A 16,741-nucleotide genomic window follows, 5' to 3' on the forward strand; every position below is an offset into this window, starting at 1 on the left:
CTCCAGCGCGACAAACGACGAGTCCATTCCCTGCAATTGCCGCAAGGCGCTCTCCTGCTTTCTTGTCACCCTACCGCTGCGCAAAATGAAGGCGAAACAGTTCGAGGATGACCCGGCCTTTTGGCTCTTGGTTACGGGCGTAAGCCTGTTTCAGTTCCGTTACAACCTCACGCGGACGGCAATCATTGCCGCTAGGGAAAGGGTGCGCGCAACTTTATTGCTCTGCCATCGCTTCGGCGCAGGCGACGCCGCTGGCCCAGGCCCATTGGAAATTGTATCCGCCCAGCCATCCGGTCACGTCCACCGCTTCACCGATTGCATAGAGGCCCGGCGCTTTTTTTGCTTCCATTGTTCGCGATGAAAGCTCGGAAGTGGCGATCCCGCCAATGGTAACTTCCGCTTTGGCAAACCCTTCGGTTCCGTTCGGTGAGAAGCGCCAGTCAACCAGTTTGCGCCCGGCAGCGCGCAGGTCTTTATCCGGCACATTGCCAAATTCGCGCTCCAGCCCGATGCGTTCGGACAGCGCATCGGCGAGCCGTGCGGGCAAATGTTCGCGCAGGACCGCCCGGATCGTGGCGCGCGGGTGATCGCGTTTCAACGACAGCAGCCATTCTTCATCGGCCTGCGGCAGAAACGAAATGCCGATTTCTTCGCCATGCCGCCAATAGGACGAGATTTGGAGGATGGCCGGACCGGACAGCCCCTTATGCGTGAACAGCGCCGCCTCATCGAAGCGGGCTTTTGCCTTGCCGCGGCCCGCGCTGGCAGAAACGGGTGCAGACACGCCGGAGAGTTCGCGGAACAGAACGTCGTCTCCGCCCAGCGTCAGCGGGACGAGCGCAGGGCGCGGCTCCACGATTTTCAGGCCAAACTGCCGTGCAAGATCGTAGGCAAACCCGCTCGCGCCCATTTTCGGGATCGAAGGGCCGCCGGTGGCGATGACCAGTTTGCCCGCTGTGTACACTTTGCCGCTGGCTATCACGCCATATTTGCCCTCCACAAGCTCCACCGCGCTTACTTCGGCATCGCAGATGACATCCACAGTGTCCGGCGGGCATTCATCCAGCAGCATTTGCACGATTTGTTTGGCCGAGCCGTCGCAGAACAGCTGGCCCAAGGTCTTTTCGTGCCAGGCGATGCCGTGGCGATCAACAAGGTCGATAAAATCCTGCGGAGAATAGCGGGCTAGCGCGGATTTCGCGAAGTGCGGATTGTCGGACAGGTAATTTCCCGGACCGGCATGGATATTGGTGAAATTGCACCGCCCGCCGCCCGAAATCAGGATTTTCTTGCCCGGTTTCTCAGCCTTTTCCAGCACCGCGACGCGCAGCCCCTTTTGGCCTGCCCGTGCAGCGCACATCAGGCCAGCGGCGCCTGCGCCCAGGATTATGACATCATACGAATTGGATGGGGCAGGCATAACGCGGCGCTAGGCTTTGTCAGCGGTTTTGCCAATGCGCTTTGGCCGAAAGAAATGCGCGGAGCGAAACCGGATCGGGGGCGAATAATCCAGTTCCGCTCCGCGCGGATTGACGGCGGATGGTTAGGGTTGGGCCACCGTCAGAAGTTTACCCAGAGTGTTCCATTCTTCACGCGGGGACCAATTGCGGTTCGCGCCGAGATAGGAATGATCGTCAAGTTCGAGCAGGCCGATAATCACCTCTGCCACAATGGTCGCGCCAACTGGGCCTAGCCCTTCGCCCTTTTTCGCGTTTTCGTTCTTGCGGGCGCGGCCAATGACTTCGGCCTCTGCAAGGATATAGAGCCACAGTGGAATGCCCTCCGCGCCCAGATCACCGTTCACATCGTTGGCCTTATCGACGACCTTTTTGATGTTGGCATCGCTTTCGCCGATTGCCTTCGCAATCTTCTCTCCGGCGGGCAGCAGGAAAGTGTTGCCGCGCAGCAGGTTGCGTGTCGCCAATGACTTTTCCTTTGCAGGGGCCGCCGGATCGATAAACGGTAGGTCGAGTAGGTCTTTCGCCAATTTGGTATCGAGCTTTTGCGCGCGTTCGACCTGCCTGTTTTCCGGTGTGAACAGCAGTTCATGCCAGTCCACGATAGCGGCAGGGTTGTTGAGCGGGTCAAAACCCTGCCCCAGCTCATCGCCGAACAATTCCAGCGGGTCGCCGTTCATCTGCACCTGCAGTTTCATCGGGATCATGGAATGGCCGAACCGGTATGCCGCGACCGAAAACTCGACCGGGATGAAAGGCACTTTACCGCAATAAACCTGGCGTCCGCAGCCAAGGATTTTCTCGACCACCGGCTCCCCGCACATGTCGGTCAGGAAATCGTTCACGACTGCCCATTGGTAATGCCATGTCGTCTCTTCGCGGGCAGCCTCATACAGGTCGTGTCCGCTCAGCCCTTCCTCGTCATGGAGTGTCTGCGCCACGTGATTGTGAAAGCGGATAATTGCGAGCTGTATCTGGCTGATGATCCGGTTTTCATCATTACGCGGATCGCCAATGATCGCGCGGCCATTGGGCGAACGCAGCAGATCGCTTTCCGGGATGCCGGCCTGACCGGGATTGTCCGCGCCCGTCAGCAGTTTGACGCCCGCAAACGGTCCGGGACGGGAGGGAGGACCGGGGTCACGATCCTGATTGAATAGGTAAGGCTGCGCCTCCGGGCCGAGGCCATAGATGCAATCCAGGTCCAGCGTCGGCGTGCGAAGATTGGCGATTTCGCCGGGATTGTCGACAACGCTATCGAATGTGGTCGAGGCGTCCAGCGTGATGTCGTGATCGACGAATTGGCCAAAGAAGACCATCCCCACAGGTACGGACATGGTGCGGCCCTTGTCATCGGGGTCTTCCATGTTGCCGCCGACCCTGCCGATTTCGATCAGAATATCAGGGTGCGTGTAGTTTGGCGGTATGTCTTTGAATAATCGTCCGAACCGGTCGTCGCGCTGCGGTTCACCATATTGGCTGGCACTGCAATATGGCGACAATCCTTCGAACTGCTTCATGCCATGATGTTCTGAATTGGACACGGGTTATCCTCCTGTTAGTTATAGTTAGACAACCCGTTACTTTTATATTTATCCAAACACTAAATCGGTCCCGTATTTTTACTCTATTAGATTCGTCATAAGGTGTATATTTAGCGACGAGTGATTGATGGGGCGCAGTAATTGGCGAAAGTATACAAGGGGGGGCCTTTGCACAGGTCCCCGCTTCCATCCGGGCGGCTCAGACCCTATCTGCACATCATGTCGAAAACCCCCGCTGGAACACCGCATGACCCCAGAGGAGCCGAACGTTTCAACGAGGAACGCGCGGCCTACACGGTCTCCAGTGCCAAACCGAACCTGGAGGCGGGCGTCACCGCCATTCGCGAAACGGTAAAGACGCTGAAGCCTGTGCCCGGCGTTTACCGGATGTGCGATACGCGCGGCGATGTGCTGTATGTTGGCAAGGCGCGCAGTCTAAAGGCGCGGGTGGCGAATTACACGCAGATCAACGGTCTGACAGGCCGCTTGCAACGCATGGTCAGCCAATGCCGCAGCATGGAAATTGTGACGACCAATTCCGAAGCGGAGGCGCTGCTGTTGGAAGCGCAGCTGATCAAGCGGTTTCGCCCGCCGTTCAACGTGCTGCTGCGCGATGACAAAAGTTTTCCGTTTATTCTGCTGCGCGCGGATCATGCTTTTCCGCGTATCCACAAACATCGCGGCGCGCGGCGGGCGAAAGGCAATTATTACGGCCCCTTCGCAAGCGCGGGCAACGTCAACACCACCCTGAATGCTTTGCAAAAGCTGTTCCTGCTGCGCAGTTGCACTGACAGTTTTTTCAACAATCGTGACCGGCCCTGTCTGCTCTACCAGATCAAGCGGTGTTCGGCCCCGTGCGTCGACCGGATATCAAAAGACGAATATGACGGGCTGGTAAACCAAGCGAAGGACTTCCTCGCCGGAAGGTCGGGGAAAGTGCAGGCCGACCTTGAAAAGCAAATGGCAAAAGCGGCGGAAGAGCTTGATTTTGAAACGGCTGCGATCCTGCGCGACCGTTTGCGCGCCGCCACGTTCATTCAAGGTAGCCAGGCAATCAACGCCAGCGGGGTGGGGGACGCTGATGTCTTCGCTCTCGCTGCCAAAGGCGGTCATATTGCCGTGCAGGCATTCTTCATTCGCGGCGGGCAGAATTGGGGACACCGCGCGTTCTTCCCCAGCCACACGAAAGACGTCGAAGAGGCGCAGGTCCTCTCCAACGTGATGCTTCAATTTTATGAAGAGGTGCCGCCGCCATCGACCGTGCTGGTTGATCGCGAATTGCCCGAAAGCGAGTTGATCGAAGCGGCCCTGTCCGAAGTCGCGGAAAAGAAAGTCGTGCTTTCTATCCCGCAGCGCGGCGACAGGCGCAAACTTATGGCGCAGGCCAGCCGCAACGCCACTGATGCGCTGGAGCGCCGCTTGGCCGAAACCGGGACCAAGGCAAAGGTGAACCGCGAGCTGGCGGAATTCCTCGAACTGGATGCCCCGCCGCAGCGCGTCGAGGTATACGATAACAGCCACATTCAGGGGACGAAGGCCGTCGGCGCCATGATTGTCGCCAGTCCCGAAGGCTTCGAGAAATCACAGTACCGGAAATTCAACATCCGCGAAGCGCAGACGAACGATGACTTTGCAATGATGCGCGAGGTGATGAAGCGGCGCTTTACTCGCGCCATGAAAGACGATCCCGACCGCGAACGCGCCGGAGTGTGGCCGGACCTCGTCCTGATTGACGGTGGCAAGGGCCAAATGTCGAGCGTGATGGAGGTGCTGGGCGAACTCGGCATCGAAGATCTGGCAGTCATCGGTATTGCCAAGGGGCCACATCATGGCCGCGAGGGGCGCGAAGTGTTCCATTTCCCGGATGGACGCGAGAAAACCCTGCCGACAAATTCGCCGCTGCTATTCTATCTTCAGAACCTGCGCGACGAGGTGCACCGCTATGTCATCGGGGCGCACCGGGCGAAACGGTCAAAGGCGATTACCGCCTCTCCGCTAGATGAGATTCCCAGCATCGGTCCGGCCCGCAAACGTGCATTACTGCTGCATTTCGGAACCGCCAGCAAAGTTCGCGCCGCCGCGTTGGAAGACTTGCAGCGCGCACCCGGTGTCAGCGAGACGGTTGCGCGGAAAGTTTACGATTTTTATCATACAAGCGGTTGATCGGCAGTGTGTCGTGACAAAGTCGCAATTGGCAGCTAGCCACGTAAGCCAACTTACCAATAGGATCTTTCGTGACATATCATACGACTGACGGCCTCACACCTGCGGCCCCGCAGCCTGTCGACACCAGTCTTGACCCGAAACAGATTGCGCGGGACCTGGCCAAGTTCCGCACGCCGAATGCCGCACGTAGCTGGTGGGAATTTGCAATTACGTTCGTGCCGTTCGCGGCGCTGTTTGCAGCGTTGCTGGCGGCGGTTTCCGCCGGGTATTATCTTGCGCTGCTGGCAACACCGCTGGCCGGACTGTTCCTGCTGCGGCTGTTCATCATCCAGCATGATTGCGGGCATGGATCATATTTCTCCAACCGAAAGATGAACGACTGGCTGGGCCGGGCGATCGGTGTGCTGACCTTGACCCCGTACGATTGCTGGAAACGCTCGCACGCGCTTCACCATGCCAGCACCGGCAATCTGGATGCGCGCGGATTTGGCGATGTCGATACGCTGACAGTACGCGAATTTCGTGAGCTGTCGTGGCTAGGCCGGCTCGGTTACCGGGTTTATCGCCATCCGATTGTCCTGTTGGGATTTGGTCCGGCATATCTGTTCATGCTTCGCCACCGGCTTCCCATCGGTCTGATGAAAGCGGGTTCAATTTACTGGATCAGCGCGATGGCCACCAATGCCGTGATTGCGGTTATCATGGCTGGCCTGATCTATCAGTTCGGTCTGCTTGCAACCGTGCTTGTGTTCGTTCCTGTGCTGCTTACGGCGGCTTCTGTCGGTGTCTGGCTGTTTTATATCCAGCACCAGTTTGAGGACGCGCACTGGGATCATGCACGTGAGTGGACATTCCACGATGCGGCCTTGCTCGGCAGCACGTATCTTGACCTGCCGATCGGGCTGCGCTGGTTTACTGCCAATATCGGCATCCATCATGTCCACCACCTGATGAGCCGGATTCCATTTTACCGCCTGCCCGACGTGCTGAAAACTCATCCTGAGCTGGCAGAGGTCAACAGGTATACGACTCGCCAAACGTTCAAGCCGCTATTGCTTACGTTATGGGACGAAAACCGGCGCAAGCTGGTGAGTTTCCGCGAAGCCAAACGGCTCGCCGCATAGGCCGCCTGATAGAAGCAGCGGTCCAACGAAAAAGGCCCGGTCCGCAGTGTGCGGGCCGGGCCTTTTCATTGTTCGGATAAGGCGCTTACTTCGGGTAAGTCCACGCTTCACCGCGCGCGAGATTTTCGCTGGCGAAAGCCCAGTTCAGCTTGGAACCAACGACCGCATCGAGATAGGCCGGCCGCTTGTTCTGGTGATCGAGATAGTATGCGTGCTCCCACAGATCGACGACGAGCAGCGGGTTTACGCCGTCCTGATCGGCGATGGTGTCGCCATCATGCGTTTCTTCGATGGTGAGTTCGCCGTTCTTTTCAGCGAGCCAGACCCAGCCGCTGGCGAAGTGTCCTGCACCGCGCTCTTTCAGCTTATCTTTAAGCGCATCGACGGAGCCGAACGCGCTTTCGATTTTCGCTTTCAGTTCATCGGACGGGGCGGTTTCTTCGCCAGCCATCGAATGCCAGTAGAATGCATGGTTCCAGCTTTGCGCCGCGTTGTTGAAGAGGCCCTGATTGCTGCCGCGTGCCGCGGAAACAACCGCTTCCAACGAAGCATCCGCGTGATCGGTACCTTCGATCGCGGAGTTGGTTTTGTCGATATAGGCCTGGTGGTGTTTGCCATAATGGAACGACAGGGTTTTCGCTGAAACGGCCGGTTCCAGAGCGGTGTCGTCATAGGGAAGGTCGATGAGTTGGAAAGTCACGATGATACCTCTTCTTGTAAAACTTGAATTCTTTTAACCACAACGCATTCCGCGCGGAAAGGTTGCATACCCTCGGTCGGATTTATACGCGTCAGGCAATAGCGGAATGTCCTGATCCCCCCGTTCAGCGCCGTACCACACCTTTCTCGGTAATACCGGGACATGAAAGCGATGCGCGAGGGAGCATAGGTTGAGGTTGTTTGGTTTTACTTTGCTGCGCGTAAATGCGCAATCAATGGACTCGACCTTGCCTGGCGGAACACTTGCGCTTTTCCGGCGGAAACGCACGGTCTTGAAAAACGATGTTGTCCTGGTGGATCATCCGCATTTCGGAACACTTGTGAAAACGGTCGCAGCGCGGGCGCGCAACGGGCGGTACTCGCTTCGAGGTATGCGAAAATATCAGTCTTCCAACGAGACACCTGCGAGCGTGACCGGAGCCGAAATCAGAGGAACGCTGATCTGGCAGTGGTGATGACCCTGACGGTGTGTAGGCAAAACAGATTTAGCTTGCCCGGTCGGCCTGCAATTGACCATGGCCCACCCATGCCGAGTGGACACCGCTGCTGATCTTGTGCGGCAGTTTTGCGAGGCAAATCGGCCCCTTGGTAACGTCAGCCGCGTCGAGGATCGCCAGTTGCGAACTTCCAGAATTCTCATCAATCAGGAACGTCACCAGATAACCATCATCTTCGGCCAGATCGGCGATCTGTTCGCCGGGCAAAGGGGTGCGCGGGACCATCGGGCTTTCGCTGGCATAGACACCGTCCGGCAGCTCAAACAATTGCTCCTCACCGGTAAGCGTATCCTGCCGGCAATACCCGTTGAACAGGAACCAGCCGGGCCGCGTGGTTGTGGACCACACATAGCGCGACTTTTTCATCAGCCGGTTTGGGTTGATCATGCCGAATTCTACAATCCGGTCGGACAATCGCTCCTCTGTGCATTCCCCGGTGGAAAGGTTGAACCGCCAGCGGTGCAGACGCGACTGAAATGAATGCTCATCCACATAAGCCATCATGTGGCTGAACTCGCCCGCCTCCTCAATCGGATCGGGCATGGGCTTGTCCTGATAATACCCTTCCAAGACGACCTCTTCGCCTTCCTCCCACGCGTTGGTCCAATGCAGGACATAGGTCGGAGACGCTTCGAACCAGCGGATGTCTTCCGGCTGGCCGCGGCGCGGGATGAGCGCGAAACGCGTCGGGATACCTTCGTGAATACGCGCGGCATGGATACCGCGTTTAAGAAGGTCTGCATCCCAGAACAGCGGCATATCGTTAAGGATCGACCAGCTTTTGGTGATCGCCATGTCGTGCGGCAGGCGCGGGCCGGATAGCGGGATCGGCACATAATGCGACAGCGTGCCATCGCGGTCTACCACGCCGTAATGCATGTAAGGGGCATGTTTGGAATAGTTGAAGAACATCAACTCTCCGGTTGCCTCGTCCACCTTGGGATGCGCGGAGACGCCGTCCAGCGGCCCCCACGGCGCTTTGCCCAGATTGTCCAGCGTTAAAGGATCGAGCTGCCATGCCTCTCCGCATTGATAAAACGTCGCCAGCGCCTTTCCCGCATGCACGATGATATCGGTGCTTCCGGTGTCTTTAAGGCTGCCATGCGCGCCAAATCCGGGCCGTTTGGAAAGCGATGGCGGGTCCATTAGCCCGCCCCAGATCGCACCGCCGGATAGCTGTTCCTCGACAAAGCACTGGGTGCGCACAAAGCGGTTGCGATAACTGGCTTTACCGCCCGAAATGCTGACCTGATGGATCATCGCGTCCCCATCGAAGGGGTGATGCCGCCCCAGCGGCTGATGCACCGGGTTTTCGGTGTTGCGTAGATAAATTCCGTCAATATCCGCAGGAATTTCGCCTTTGATCACCTCCAGCTCTTCAACGACAACCTCTTCGTGAACTGGCGTCCACGGCCCTGACAAATACGGATGGTTCGACGGCTGAAGCGTAATTTTGACAGGGGGCTGACGGGTAATCTGCATATTGGGTTTCTCTCCTCCCATGCAGGTTATAGAAGAGCAGCAGCCAAGAAAACGCCTAAATTTTGCGGGTGTTTTGACGTGGATCAAGGCGGCAACGGACCATTCGGCGCACACTTTCCGGCATACACAAGGAGAGTCCCAATGAAATCTATTCTGGTTCACGCTGACGGTGACAACGCAATGGAGGCCCGAATGCAGGTCGCCCTGGATATTGCCCGCGTCACTGGCGCGCATATCACGTTCCTTCAGGCTGTAAGTTTCGAGGTTTTTGCCCCCGGTGATTTTTACGGATCGGCAATGGCCGCCGCGATGCCCCGTATCAGGGAGGCCGCCGCAGAGGTGCGCGAACGGATCACCGCTGACCTCGAAAACGAGGACGTGAATTGGGAATGGAAATTCCTTTACGGAATGGCGGAACACCGGTTGATGGAACAATCGGCCCTGCATGACCTCGTCATTGTCGGCCCCCACGATGTAGGCGAAGAAGGCACCCGGCGCCCATCCAGCATGGCAGGCACTCTGGCTTTGAAAGCGCCGGTTCCGGTTCTCGTTGTGCCGAGCGAAACAAAGCGGCTTGATCTGACGAGCCCTGTCATGATCGCGTGGAACGGTTCGTCAGAGGCCTGTGTCGCACTGCGTGCTGCGGTTCCGCTGCTCAAATTCGACAGCGATGTGCAGCTGATCAGCGTTGCAGAGGAAGATGACAAGGACCGGTTTGATTTCCCCGCCAGCGAAGGGGCAAAATACCTCAGCCGCCACGATATCGAGGCCGAAATTGTCGAGATCCCTCGCGGCGATGCGAAAATCTCGGACGCGCTGTTTGCCGCGGCGAGCCAGCGCGATTGTTCGATGATGGTGATGGGCGCTTATGGACACTCAAGGCTGGCAGAGATGCTGCTGGGCGGGGTCACGCGCCGGTCGCTAACCGACCCGAAATTGCCGATTTTCCTAGCGCACTAAAGCTGCGCTGATCTCAGCCGGCGGGCTTGGCCTTGCGCTTTCGCATCATGCCCTCTTGCGCAACGCTTGCGACCAGATCGCCCGCCCGGTTGAAGATGCGGCCCCGGTTAAAGCCGCGCCCGCTGCCCGACCATGGCGCGTCTGTCGCGTAAAGCAGCCATTCGTCCGCGCGCGCCTCCCGATGGAACCAGATCGCATGATCGAGACTGGCACCCACAAGCTCGCCGCGCATCCAGCTTAGGCCGTGGGGCAGGGCGCTGGTCCCCAGCAACGTGTAATCGCTGGCATAGGTGATGATCGCGCGGTGCAGGTCTGCATCATCGGGCAGCGCCGCCGCCGTTTTGAACCAAGTATGCGCCTTGGGTTCTCGCGGCTCGGAATTCATCCAGTGCAGCCGGTCAATCGTGCGCATTTCAATCGGGCGAGGGCGCAGCATCAGCGCGCGCTGTGCGTCGGACAGCTTGTCGCCGATCTTGTCGGCCATTGCGCGCCGCATTTCCATATCGGACTTAAGCTCTTCGGGCGGCGCGACGTCGGGCATTTTTGCGTCAATGTGCTCCAGCCCGTCTTCCGGCGTCTGAAAGCTCGCGGTCAGGTTGAGGATAGGCGTGCTGGTCCCGTCCTCGTTTTCCTGCGCGGCGACCACGCGCCGGTTTGAAAAGCTGCGCCCATCGAAATCCCGCTCGATCCTGTATTCGATCGGCATCCCTTCCTTGCCTCCGCGCAGGAAATATGCGTGGAGCGAGTGGGCGGTCTTGCCATCGATGACCGAGGCCTGAGCCGCTTGCAGGGCCTGTGCTAGTACCTGCCCGCCAAACACGCGCCCGACGCCGCCCTTTTGCGGGTGGCCCGCATAAATATCGGCGCCGCGTTTTTCGACTGTGAGGAGGCGGACCAGCCCGTCGGCTAGCTTTTCAGGGGTCGGATTGTCGCTCATGCGTGCGGCAATGCGGTCAGGACGGTTTAAGGTCAAGATTGCAGCGGACCGGCAAAGGAAAACCCCGCCCGGATCGCTCCGGGCGGGGTCAACTTCCGATCAATCGGATGGGCGGGTTAATGCGCCCCAGACAGAGCCGCGAGCAAAAGCAGCGCAACGATGTTCGTGATTTTGATCATCGGGTTCACGGCAGGCCCGGCTGTGTCCTTGTACGGGTCGCCGACAGTGTCGCCGGTAACTGCGGCCTTGTGAGCCTCCGACCCTTTGCCGCCGTGATTGCCGTCTTCGATGTATTTCTTCGCATTGTCCCAAGCGCCGCCGCCGGCTGTCATGGAAAGTGCGACGAACAGACCGCCGACAATCACACCCAGCAGCAACGCGCCAAGAGCGGCAAAGCCGTTGTCCTGACCGGCAAGCAGAGTGATGACGAAATAGACCACAATTGGCGCAAGCACTGGCAGCAACGAAGGAATGATCATTTCCTTGATCGCGGCCTTGGTCACCAGATCGACGGTCCGTGCGTAGTCAGGCTTCTCGGAGAAATCCATAATCCCGGGCTTCTCTTTGAACTGCTCACGCACGTCTTTCACCACGTCCCCTGCTGCGCGGCCAACGGCGGTCATGCCCATTGCGCCGAATAGATACGGCAGCAATGCGCCCAGCAGGAGACCGACGATCACATACGGGTTCTCCAGACTGAAATCGACCGTCGCTTCGGGGAAGTAAGCCCGGAGATCGGCGGTGTAGGCAGCGAACAGGACCAGAGCGGCAAGACCGGCAGAACCGATTGCATATCCCTTGGTCACGGCTTTCGTTGTGTTGCCGACTGCATCGAGCAGATCGGTTTTTTCACGAACGCTGTCGTCCAGACCGGCCATCTCAGCGATGCCGCCTGCGTTGTCGGTCACCGGTCCATACGCGTCGAGAGCGACGACCATACCGGCCAGCGCCAGCATCGCGGTTGCTCCGTAAGCTAGGCCGATCAGACCTGCCAGCTGGTACGCGCCGATAATCGCAGCAATGATTGCCAGTGTCGGCAGGGCGGTCGATTCCAGACTGATGGCCAGCCCTTGGATCACGTTGGTGCCGTGGCCCGTTTCCGAAGCCTTGGCGATGGAGCGCACCGGGCGGAAATTGGTGCCCGTATAATACTCTGTGATCCAGATGATGATGCCGGTCAAAAGCAGGCCGATAATCGCGCAATAGAACAGGTCCATGCCGGTAAATTCGACCATTCCTGTTCCCGCGTTAATCACCGTGTTCATGTCCGTTCCGACCGAGCCGAGCGCATATTGCGTCACGAGATAGATCAGCGGGATAGAAAGCACGGCGGTGACGATGAAGCCTTTATACATGGCCCCCATCACATTCGTTCCCCCGCCAAGCCGCACGAAATATGTGCCGATGATCGAGGTGACAATACATGCCCCGCCAATCAGCAACGGCAACGCCATCAATGGCAGCAGCAGCTCGCCCAGCTGGGTTAGCAGCAGTGCGGTCAGAACCATGGTCGCGCCGACAGTCACAACATATGTTTCAAACAGATCGGCAGCCATACCGGCACAATCGCCGACATTATCGCCCACATTGTCAGCGATCACGGCTGGGTTGCGGGGATCATCTTCCGGTATCCCGGCCTCAACCTTGCCAACCAGATCGGCGCCCACATCGGCCGCCTTGGTAAAGATACCTCCGCCGAGACGCGCGAAGATCGAAATCAGCGAAGCACCGAATGCGAGCCCGATCAGTCCGTCGATAACGGCGCGGCTGTTAGGCTCAAGCTGCATGGGTCCGATCAGTACATAAAAGAACACAGCGATCGCCAAAAGCGCAAGACCGGCAACCAGCATGCCCGTAATCGCGCCGGCGCGGAATGCCAGGGTCAGACCTTCTTGCAGACCCGTGCTTGCCGCCTGCGCGGTGCGGACATTGGCCTGAACGGAAATGTTCATGCCGATATATCCAGCAGCGCCGGAGAGTACGGCGCCAACGACAAATCCGACCACCGGGATCAATCCGAGGAAAACCCCGACTATGACCGCGACGACAACGCCGACGATCCCGATGGTGGTGTATTGGCGGTTCAAATAGGCCTGCGCGCCTTCTTGAATGGCACCGGCGATTTCCTGCATTTTTGCATTTCCGGCGCTGGCGCTCAGCACTTGGCTGCGAGTAATTACGCCGTAAATCACGGCGAGCAGTCCCAGCCCGATTGATATCAGAATTAAGTCCACGAAATATCCCCTCTCAAGACGCGGAAATTTTTGAGAATTGCACCCTTTTTAAAAGATCCCGCTTATATTTTTTGCGGCGCAATCCGCACAGTCATACGAACTTGCCGCAAGCTGACAAGTCTGCGCGGTGGATAGAGCCTGCCTCTAGGCAGTTTTGGGAGGGGTGGAGGGTGTCACACCTGCCGCGATTGGCCGCGCGGCTTTGACGCGCGTTCAGCCGTGCTGGTAGCCAAGGCCATCGCTGTTGGCGACCGGGTGCCCGTCAATAAATATCGGAACAAATCCGCGCTGCTCCACCGTGCCTATCAGTGTCGCTGATACGGCTGGTGGCACGCCTTGGGGCAGGGTGAAAAGCAGCTCGTAATCATCGCCCCATCGGATGCATTCGTCACGCTTTTTCGCGTCAGCTACGGGTATCGCGGATAGATCGAGCGAAATCGATACGCCGCTGGCCTCTGCCATGCGGTAGACATCCAGCAGCAGGCCGTCCGACACATCCATCATCGCGCCGACCTGCGGTGCCAGTGCGATCCCCTCTGCAATACAGGCGCGGGGCCGATTGAATGCCTCGAGGTGCTTGGAAACCCCTTCGAAACCCAGCATCGCGCGCCCGATTGTACCCGTGACATATAGCAGCTGGCCGGGCTTTGCAGACGTTCTGGAGGGCACTGGCTGGCTTGTGGCGCGGCCAATTGCGGTGATGCTGTATGTGCTTGCGCCAGTGGCGGCGACGGTGTCTCCGCCCATCAGCGGAACCGAATATTCGTGCATCGCCTCGCGCAGACCGGTGATAAACCGTTGGTCGTTGCCGCCTAGCGAATGGCCCAGCATGATGCCGACAGGTTCTGCGCCCTTTGACGCAAGATCGGACAGATTGATTGCGACCAGTTTCCACGCGACATCGGCGAGGTCCGCGTCGCGGCGAAAATGCGTGTCTTCGGCCATCATGTCATGGTTGAAGATCAACGTCTCGCCGCCGATTTCGATGAGCGCGCAGTCATCTTTCAACCCGCGCCCGCCCGGATGCAGCGGCAAGGTTTGCAGGGCAGACAAAAATTCGCGCTCGGTCATCATGGCGGCGTGCATACCATGCCCGTCACAGCCTAGCGAACTTGACGCGCGTCCTTGGCCACCGCATCCAGAATGCCGTTTACGAACTTGGCTTCGCGGTCATCGAAGAACGCTTTGGCGACATCGACATATTCGCTGATTGCTGCGGCCTTTGGCACGTCTGCGCGGGCGAGCAATTCGTATGCGCCGCCGCGCAGCACCTGCAACATGGTCTTGTCCAGCCGCATGAGGGTCCAGCCCGCTGCCAGCTTGGCCGTCAGGATCGCGTCGATCTCATCCCGGCGCGCATCGACACCGCGCACAATATCGTCGAAAAATTCGACTTCTGCATCGGTGTAAACTTCGCCTTCGTGATCCTCATCATCAATCTCGCGGCCTAGCCGGTGCTGGTGAAATTCATTGAGCAGCTTCGGCAGCGGGGTTTTTTCCATCTGCTGCTGGTATAATGCCTGCACGGCGGCAAGGCGCGCGGTCGAACGGGCGGCGGATCGGGCGGTCGTATTCATTTGATGCGGAGCTCCACCGATTTGGCATGTGCCGGCAAACCTTCGGCATGGGCAAGGGCAGCTGCGGCAGGGCCGATAGCTGAAAAGGACGCCTCGTCGAGGCTGAGGAAGCTGGTGCGCTTCATGAAATCGAGCACCGAAAGCCCGCTGGAAAAGCGTGCTCGGCGTCCGGTCGGCAAAACATGGTTTGGACCCGCGACATAATCCCCGATGGCCTCGGGTGTCATCCTGCCAAGAAAGACGCTGCCTGCGTGCCGGATGTCGGCCATCAGCGCTTCTGGATTGTCGACCGCCAGTTCGACGTGCTCAGCGGCGAGCCGGTTGGCAAGGGCAGGGGCCTGCGCCGCCAAATCCTCAACATAGATGACAGCGCCATTGGCTTCCCAGCTCGTTTTGGCGGTTTCGCCCGTTGAAAGCTGCATGAGCTGCAATCTCAGGCAATCGCGCACGAGCAACCCGAAACCTTCATCATCGGTGATAAGGATCGACTGCGATGTCGGATCGTGCTCTGCCTGACTTAGCAAATCGGCTGCGATCCAATCGGGATCGTTCTTGCCATCGGCGATGACGAGGATTTCCGAAGGGCCGGCCACCATGTCGATACCGACAACACCGTAAAGCTGGCGTTTCGCCTCTGCCACATAAGCATTGCCGGGGCCGGTGATCACATCGACCGGTTTGATCTTGTCCGTGCCATAAGCAAGCGCACCGAGCGCGTGCGCTCCGCCAACGCGCCAGATTTCATCGACACCGGCGATGTGCGCGGCGGCAAGCACCATCGGGTTGGTAGTGCCGCCGGGTGTCGGGGTCACGACTACAAGCCGTTCAACCCCTGCCACGCGGGCCGGGATTGCATTCATCAGCAGCGAAGACGGATATGCCGCCCGGCCGCCCGGCACATAGAGACCGGCAGCATCCACCGGGCGCCAGATCGCGCCCAGCCGCACGCCAGCATCATCGGTATAATCGCGGTTCTCGGGCAATTGTGCCTCGTGATAGGCCCTGATCCGCGTTGCCGCGAGATTCAGGGCATCGCGCAGCTCATCATCGAGATCATCATAGGCCTGCTTGCATTGATCCGCTGTGATCGACCAGTCCGCCTCGGTCCTCAGTGAAAACCGGTCGAAACGCTGGGTGTATTCAAACAGCGCCTTGTCACCCTGACCCTTTACATCGCGGAGGATCGACTGAACCTGTTTTGCGACATCACTATCGGTTTCGCGCCGCCCATTGACCAGCTTTTGAAACGCGGCCTCGAATCCTGCGTCTTGTGAATAAAGCGACTGCATCAGGCGGCCTTTCCAGTGCGAGTTTCAGCATTGCTGCGGAAAGCCGAAACCAGGTCGGCAACGCGCGGATCTTTTTTCAATGCAGCCCGGTTGACGATCAATCGGGCGGAAATGTTGATGATCCTGCTCGTTTCGACCAAACCGTTCTGCGCAAGCGTCCGGCCTGTCGACACCAGATCGACAATTTGCCGCGCAAGTCCGAGCGAGGGGGCAAGCTCCATTGCGCCGTTCAGCTTGACGCATTCGGCCTGAATACCCGCAGCCTCGAAATGCTTGCGAGTGAGATTGGGATATTTGGTCGCAACGCGCAGATGGCTGCTGCCGGCATTTTCTGCGGTATCGTGTTCTAGCCGGGCGACGGACAGACGGCAGTGACCAATATCGAGATCGACAGGCGCGTAGAGGTCGGCGTAATCGAATTCCTCGATCACATCCGATCCGACGATGCCGATCTGCGCTGCGCCGTGCGCGACAAATGTCGCAACATCGAATGCGCGCACCCGGATAATCCGCATGTCTTCGCGCGTGCAGTCAAAGGACAGCGAGCGGTTGGACTTGTCGTGAAAGCCGTCTTCGGGCACCACTCCGGCCTCAGCCATAACCGGCAGCGCCTCGTCGAGGATACGTCCTTTGGGAACAGCAAAGGTCAGCTGCCCGAATGCGTCATTGGCTTGATCGATAGTCATTTCGTGTCTTTGTCCGATTGCGCTGGGGCACTTAGGCACTGGCATGCGAAAGGGCAATGGACACACGC

13 protein-coding genes are annotated in these 16,741 nt (G+C 58.6%); 3 read left to right on the forward strand and 10 right to left on the reverse strand.

Annotated features, from left to right (window positions below):
- Positions 1-214: 214 nt before the first annotated feature.
- Both ACGHU1_RS07040 and ACGHU1_RS07045 read right to left on the reverse strand, forming a co-directional pair.
- Complete coding sequence (locus ACGHU1_RS07040; RefSeq protein ID WP_390585066.1) at positions 215-1,420, reverse strand: NAD(P)/FAD-dependent oxidoreductase; 1,206 nt, start codon at positions 1,418-1,420, stop codon at positions 215-217.
- Positions 1,421-1,543: 123 nt separating this feature from the next.
- A complete protein-coding gene (locus ACGHU1_RS07045) occupies positions 1,544-2,977 on the reverse strand; it encodes a heme peroxidase family protein (RefSeq protein ID WP_390585069.1) in 1,434 nt (477 codons plus the stop codon).
- Between the two features lie 243 nt (positions 2,978-3,220).
- Between ACGHU1_RS07045 and uvrC the strand changes: the two genes are divergently transcribed.
- Positions 3,221-5,164 (forward strand): excinuclease ABC subunit UvrC, encoded by a 1,944-nt coding sequence (gene uvrC / locus ACGHU1_RS07050; RefSeq protein WP_390585072.1) that lies wholly within the window; start codon positions 3,221-3,223, stop codon positions 5,162-5,164.
- Positions 5,165-5,235: 71 nt separating this feature from the next.
- The gene (locus tag ACGHU1_RS07055) at positions 5,236-6,291 is read left to right on the forward strand and encodes a fatty acid desaturase (protein ID WP_390585074.1); all 1,056 of its coding nucleotides are present in this window, start codon (positions 5,236-5,238) and stop codon (positions 6,289-6,291) included.
- An 85-nt stretch (positions 6,292-6,376) separates the two neighbouring features.
- Here ACGHU1_RS07055 and ACGHU1_RS07060 read toward each other — a convergent pair whose 3' ends face one another.
- Both ACGHU1_RS07060 and ACGHU1_RS07065 read right to left on the reverse strand, forming a co-directional pair.
- Positions 6,377-6,991: a superoxide dismutase gene (locus ACGHU1_RS07060; protein WP_390585077.1), complete on the reverse strand. Its 615-nt coding sequence runs from the start codon at positions 6,989-6,991 to the stop codon at positions 6,377-6,379.
- 505 nt (positions 6,992-7,496) lie between these two features.
- Complete coding sequence (locus ACGHU1_RS07065; protein ID WP_390585078.1) at positions 7,497-8,990, reverse strand: carotenoid oxygenase family protein; 1,494 nt, start codon at positions 8,988-8,990, stop codon at positions 7,497-7,499.
- A gap of 141 nt (positions 8,991-9,131) precedes the next feature.
- On the opposite strand from ACGHU1_RS07065, the gene ACGHU1_RS07070 reads away from it, so the two are divergent.
- Positions 9,132-9,950, forward strand: coding sequence for a universal stress protein (locus ACGHU1_RS07070; RefSeq protein WP_390585081.1), 819 nt, complete (start codon positions 9,132-9,134; stop codon positions 9,948-9,950).
- A 13-nt stretch (positions 9,951-9,963) separates the two neighbouring features.
- Here the strand turns inward: ACGHU1_RS07070 and ACGHU1_RS07075 are convergent, their stop codons facing one another.
- The 6 genes from ACGHU1_RS07075 to hisG all read right to left on the reverse strand — a co-directional run bounded on the left by ACGHU1_RS07075 (position 9,964) and on the right by hisG (position 16,673).
- Complete coding sequence (locus ACGHU1_RS07075; RefSeq protein WP_390585083.1) at positions 9,964-10,887, reverse strand: acyl-CoA thioesterase; 924 nt, start codon at positions 10,885-10,887, stop codon at positions 9,964-9,966.
- A 116-nt stretch (positions 10,888-11,003) separates the two neighbouring features.
- Positions 11,004-13,121 carry a sodium-translocating pyrophosphatase gene (locus ACGHU1_RS07080; RefSeq protein ID WP_390585085.1) on the reverse strand — a complete coding sequence of 706 codons (2,118 nt, stop codon included), beginning with the start codon at positions 13,119-13,121 and terminating at the stop codon, positions 11,004-11,006.
- A gap of 213 nt (positions 13,122-13,334) precedes the next feature.
- The gene (thiL, locus tag ACGHU1_RS07085) at positions 13,335-14,207 is read right to left on the reverse strand and encodes a thiamine-phosphate kinase (protein ID WP_390585087.1); all 873 of its coding nucleotides are present in this window, start codon (positions 14,205-14,207) and stop codon (positions 13,335-13,337) included.
- Positions 14,208-14,224: 17 nt separating this feature from the next.
- Positions 14,225-14,698, reverse strand: a complete 474-nt coding sequence (nusB, locus tag ACGHU1_RS07090) for a transcription antitermination factor NusB (protein WP_390585089.1) — start codon at positions 14,696-14,698, stop codon at positions 14,225-14,227.
- Entirely contained in the window at positions 14,695-15,987 is a 1,293-nt protein-coding gene (hisD, locus tag ACGHU1_RS07095; protein WP_390585091.1) for a histidinol dehydrogenase, read from the reverse strand. The genes nusB and hisD overlap by 4 nt, the downstream gene beginning before the upstream one ends.
- Positions 15,987-16,673 carry an ATP phosphoribosyltransferase gene (gene hisG, locus ACGHU1_RS07100; protein WP_390585094.1) on the reverse strand — a complete coding sequence of 229 codons (687 nt, stop codon included), beginning with the start codon at positions 16,671-16,673 and terminating at the stop codon, positions 15,987-15,989. The genes hisD and hisG overlap by 1 nt, the downstream gene beginning before the upstream one ends.
- Positions 16,674-16,741: the final 68 nt, after the last annotated feature.

Origin of the sequence: Erythrobacter sp. MTPC3 (assembly GCF_042854385.1) — a bacterium.
In the GTDB taxonomy this organism is placed as follows: Bacteria; Pseudomonadota; Alphaproteobacteria; order Sphingomonadales; family Sphingomonadaceae; genus Erythrobacter.

Coding starts and splice junctions, on each gene's coding strand:
- ACGHU1_RS07040 (WP_390585066.1), bottom strand. CDS start 1,420: ATGCCTGCCCCATCCAATTCGTATGATGTCATAATCCTGGGCGCAGGC.
- ACGHU1_RS07045 (WP_390585069.1), bottom strand. CDS start 2,977: ATGAAGCAGTTCGAAGGATTGTCGCCATATTGCAGTGCCAGCCAATAT.
- uvrC (WP_390585072.1), top strand. CDS start 3,221: ATGTCGAAAACCCCCGCTGGAACACCGCATGACCCCAGAGGAGCCGAA.
- ACGHU1_RS07065 (WP_390585078.1), bottom strand. CDS start 8,990: ATGCAGATTACCCGTCAGCCCCCTGTCAAAATTACGCTTCAGCCGTCG.
- ACGHU1_RS07070 (WP_390585081.1), top strand. CDS start 9,132: ATGAAATCTATTCTGGTTCACGCTGACGGTGACAACGCAATGGAGGCC.
- ACGHU1_RS07075 (WP_390585083.1), bottom strand. CDS start 10,887: ATGAGCGACAATCCGACCCCTGAAAAGCTAGCCGACGGGCTGGTCCGC.
- thiL (WP_390585087.1), bottom strand. CDS start 14,207: ATGCACGCCGCCATGATGACCGAGCGCGAATTTTTGTCTGCCCTGCAA.
- nusB (WP_390585089.1), bottom strand. CDS start 14,698: ATGAATACGACCGCCCGATCCGCCGCCCGTTCGACCGCGCGCCTTGCC.
- hisD (WP_390585091.1), bottom strand. CDS start 15,987: ATGCAGTCGCTTTATTCACAAGACGCAGGATTCGAGGCCGCGTTTCAA.
- hisG (WP_390585094.1), bottom strand. CDS start 16,673: ATGACTATCGATCAAGCCAATGACGCATTCGGGCAGCTGACCTTTGCT.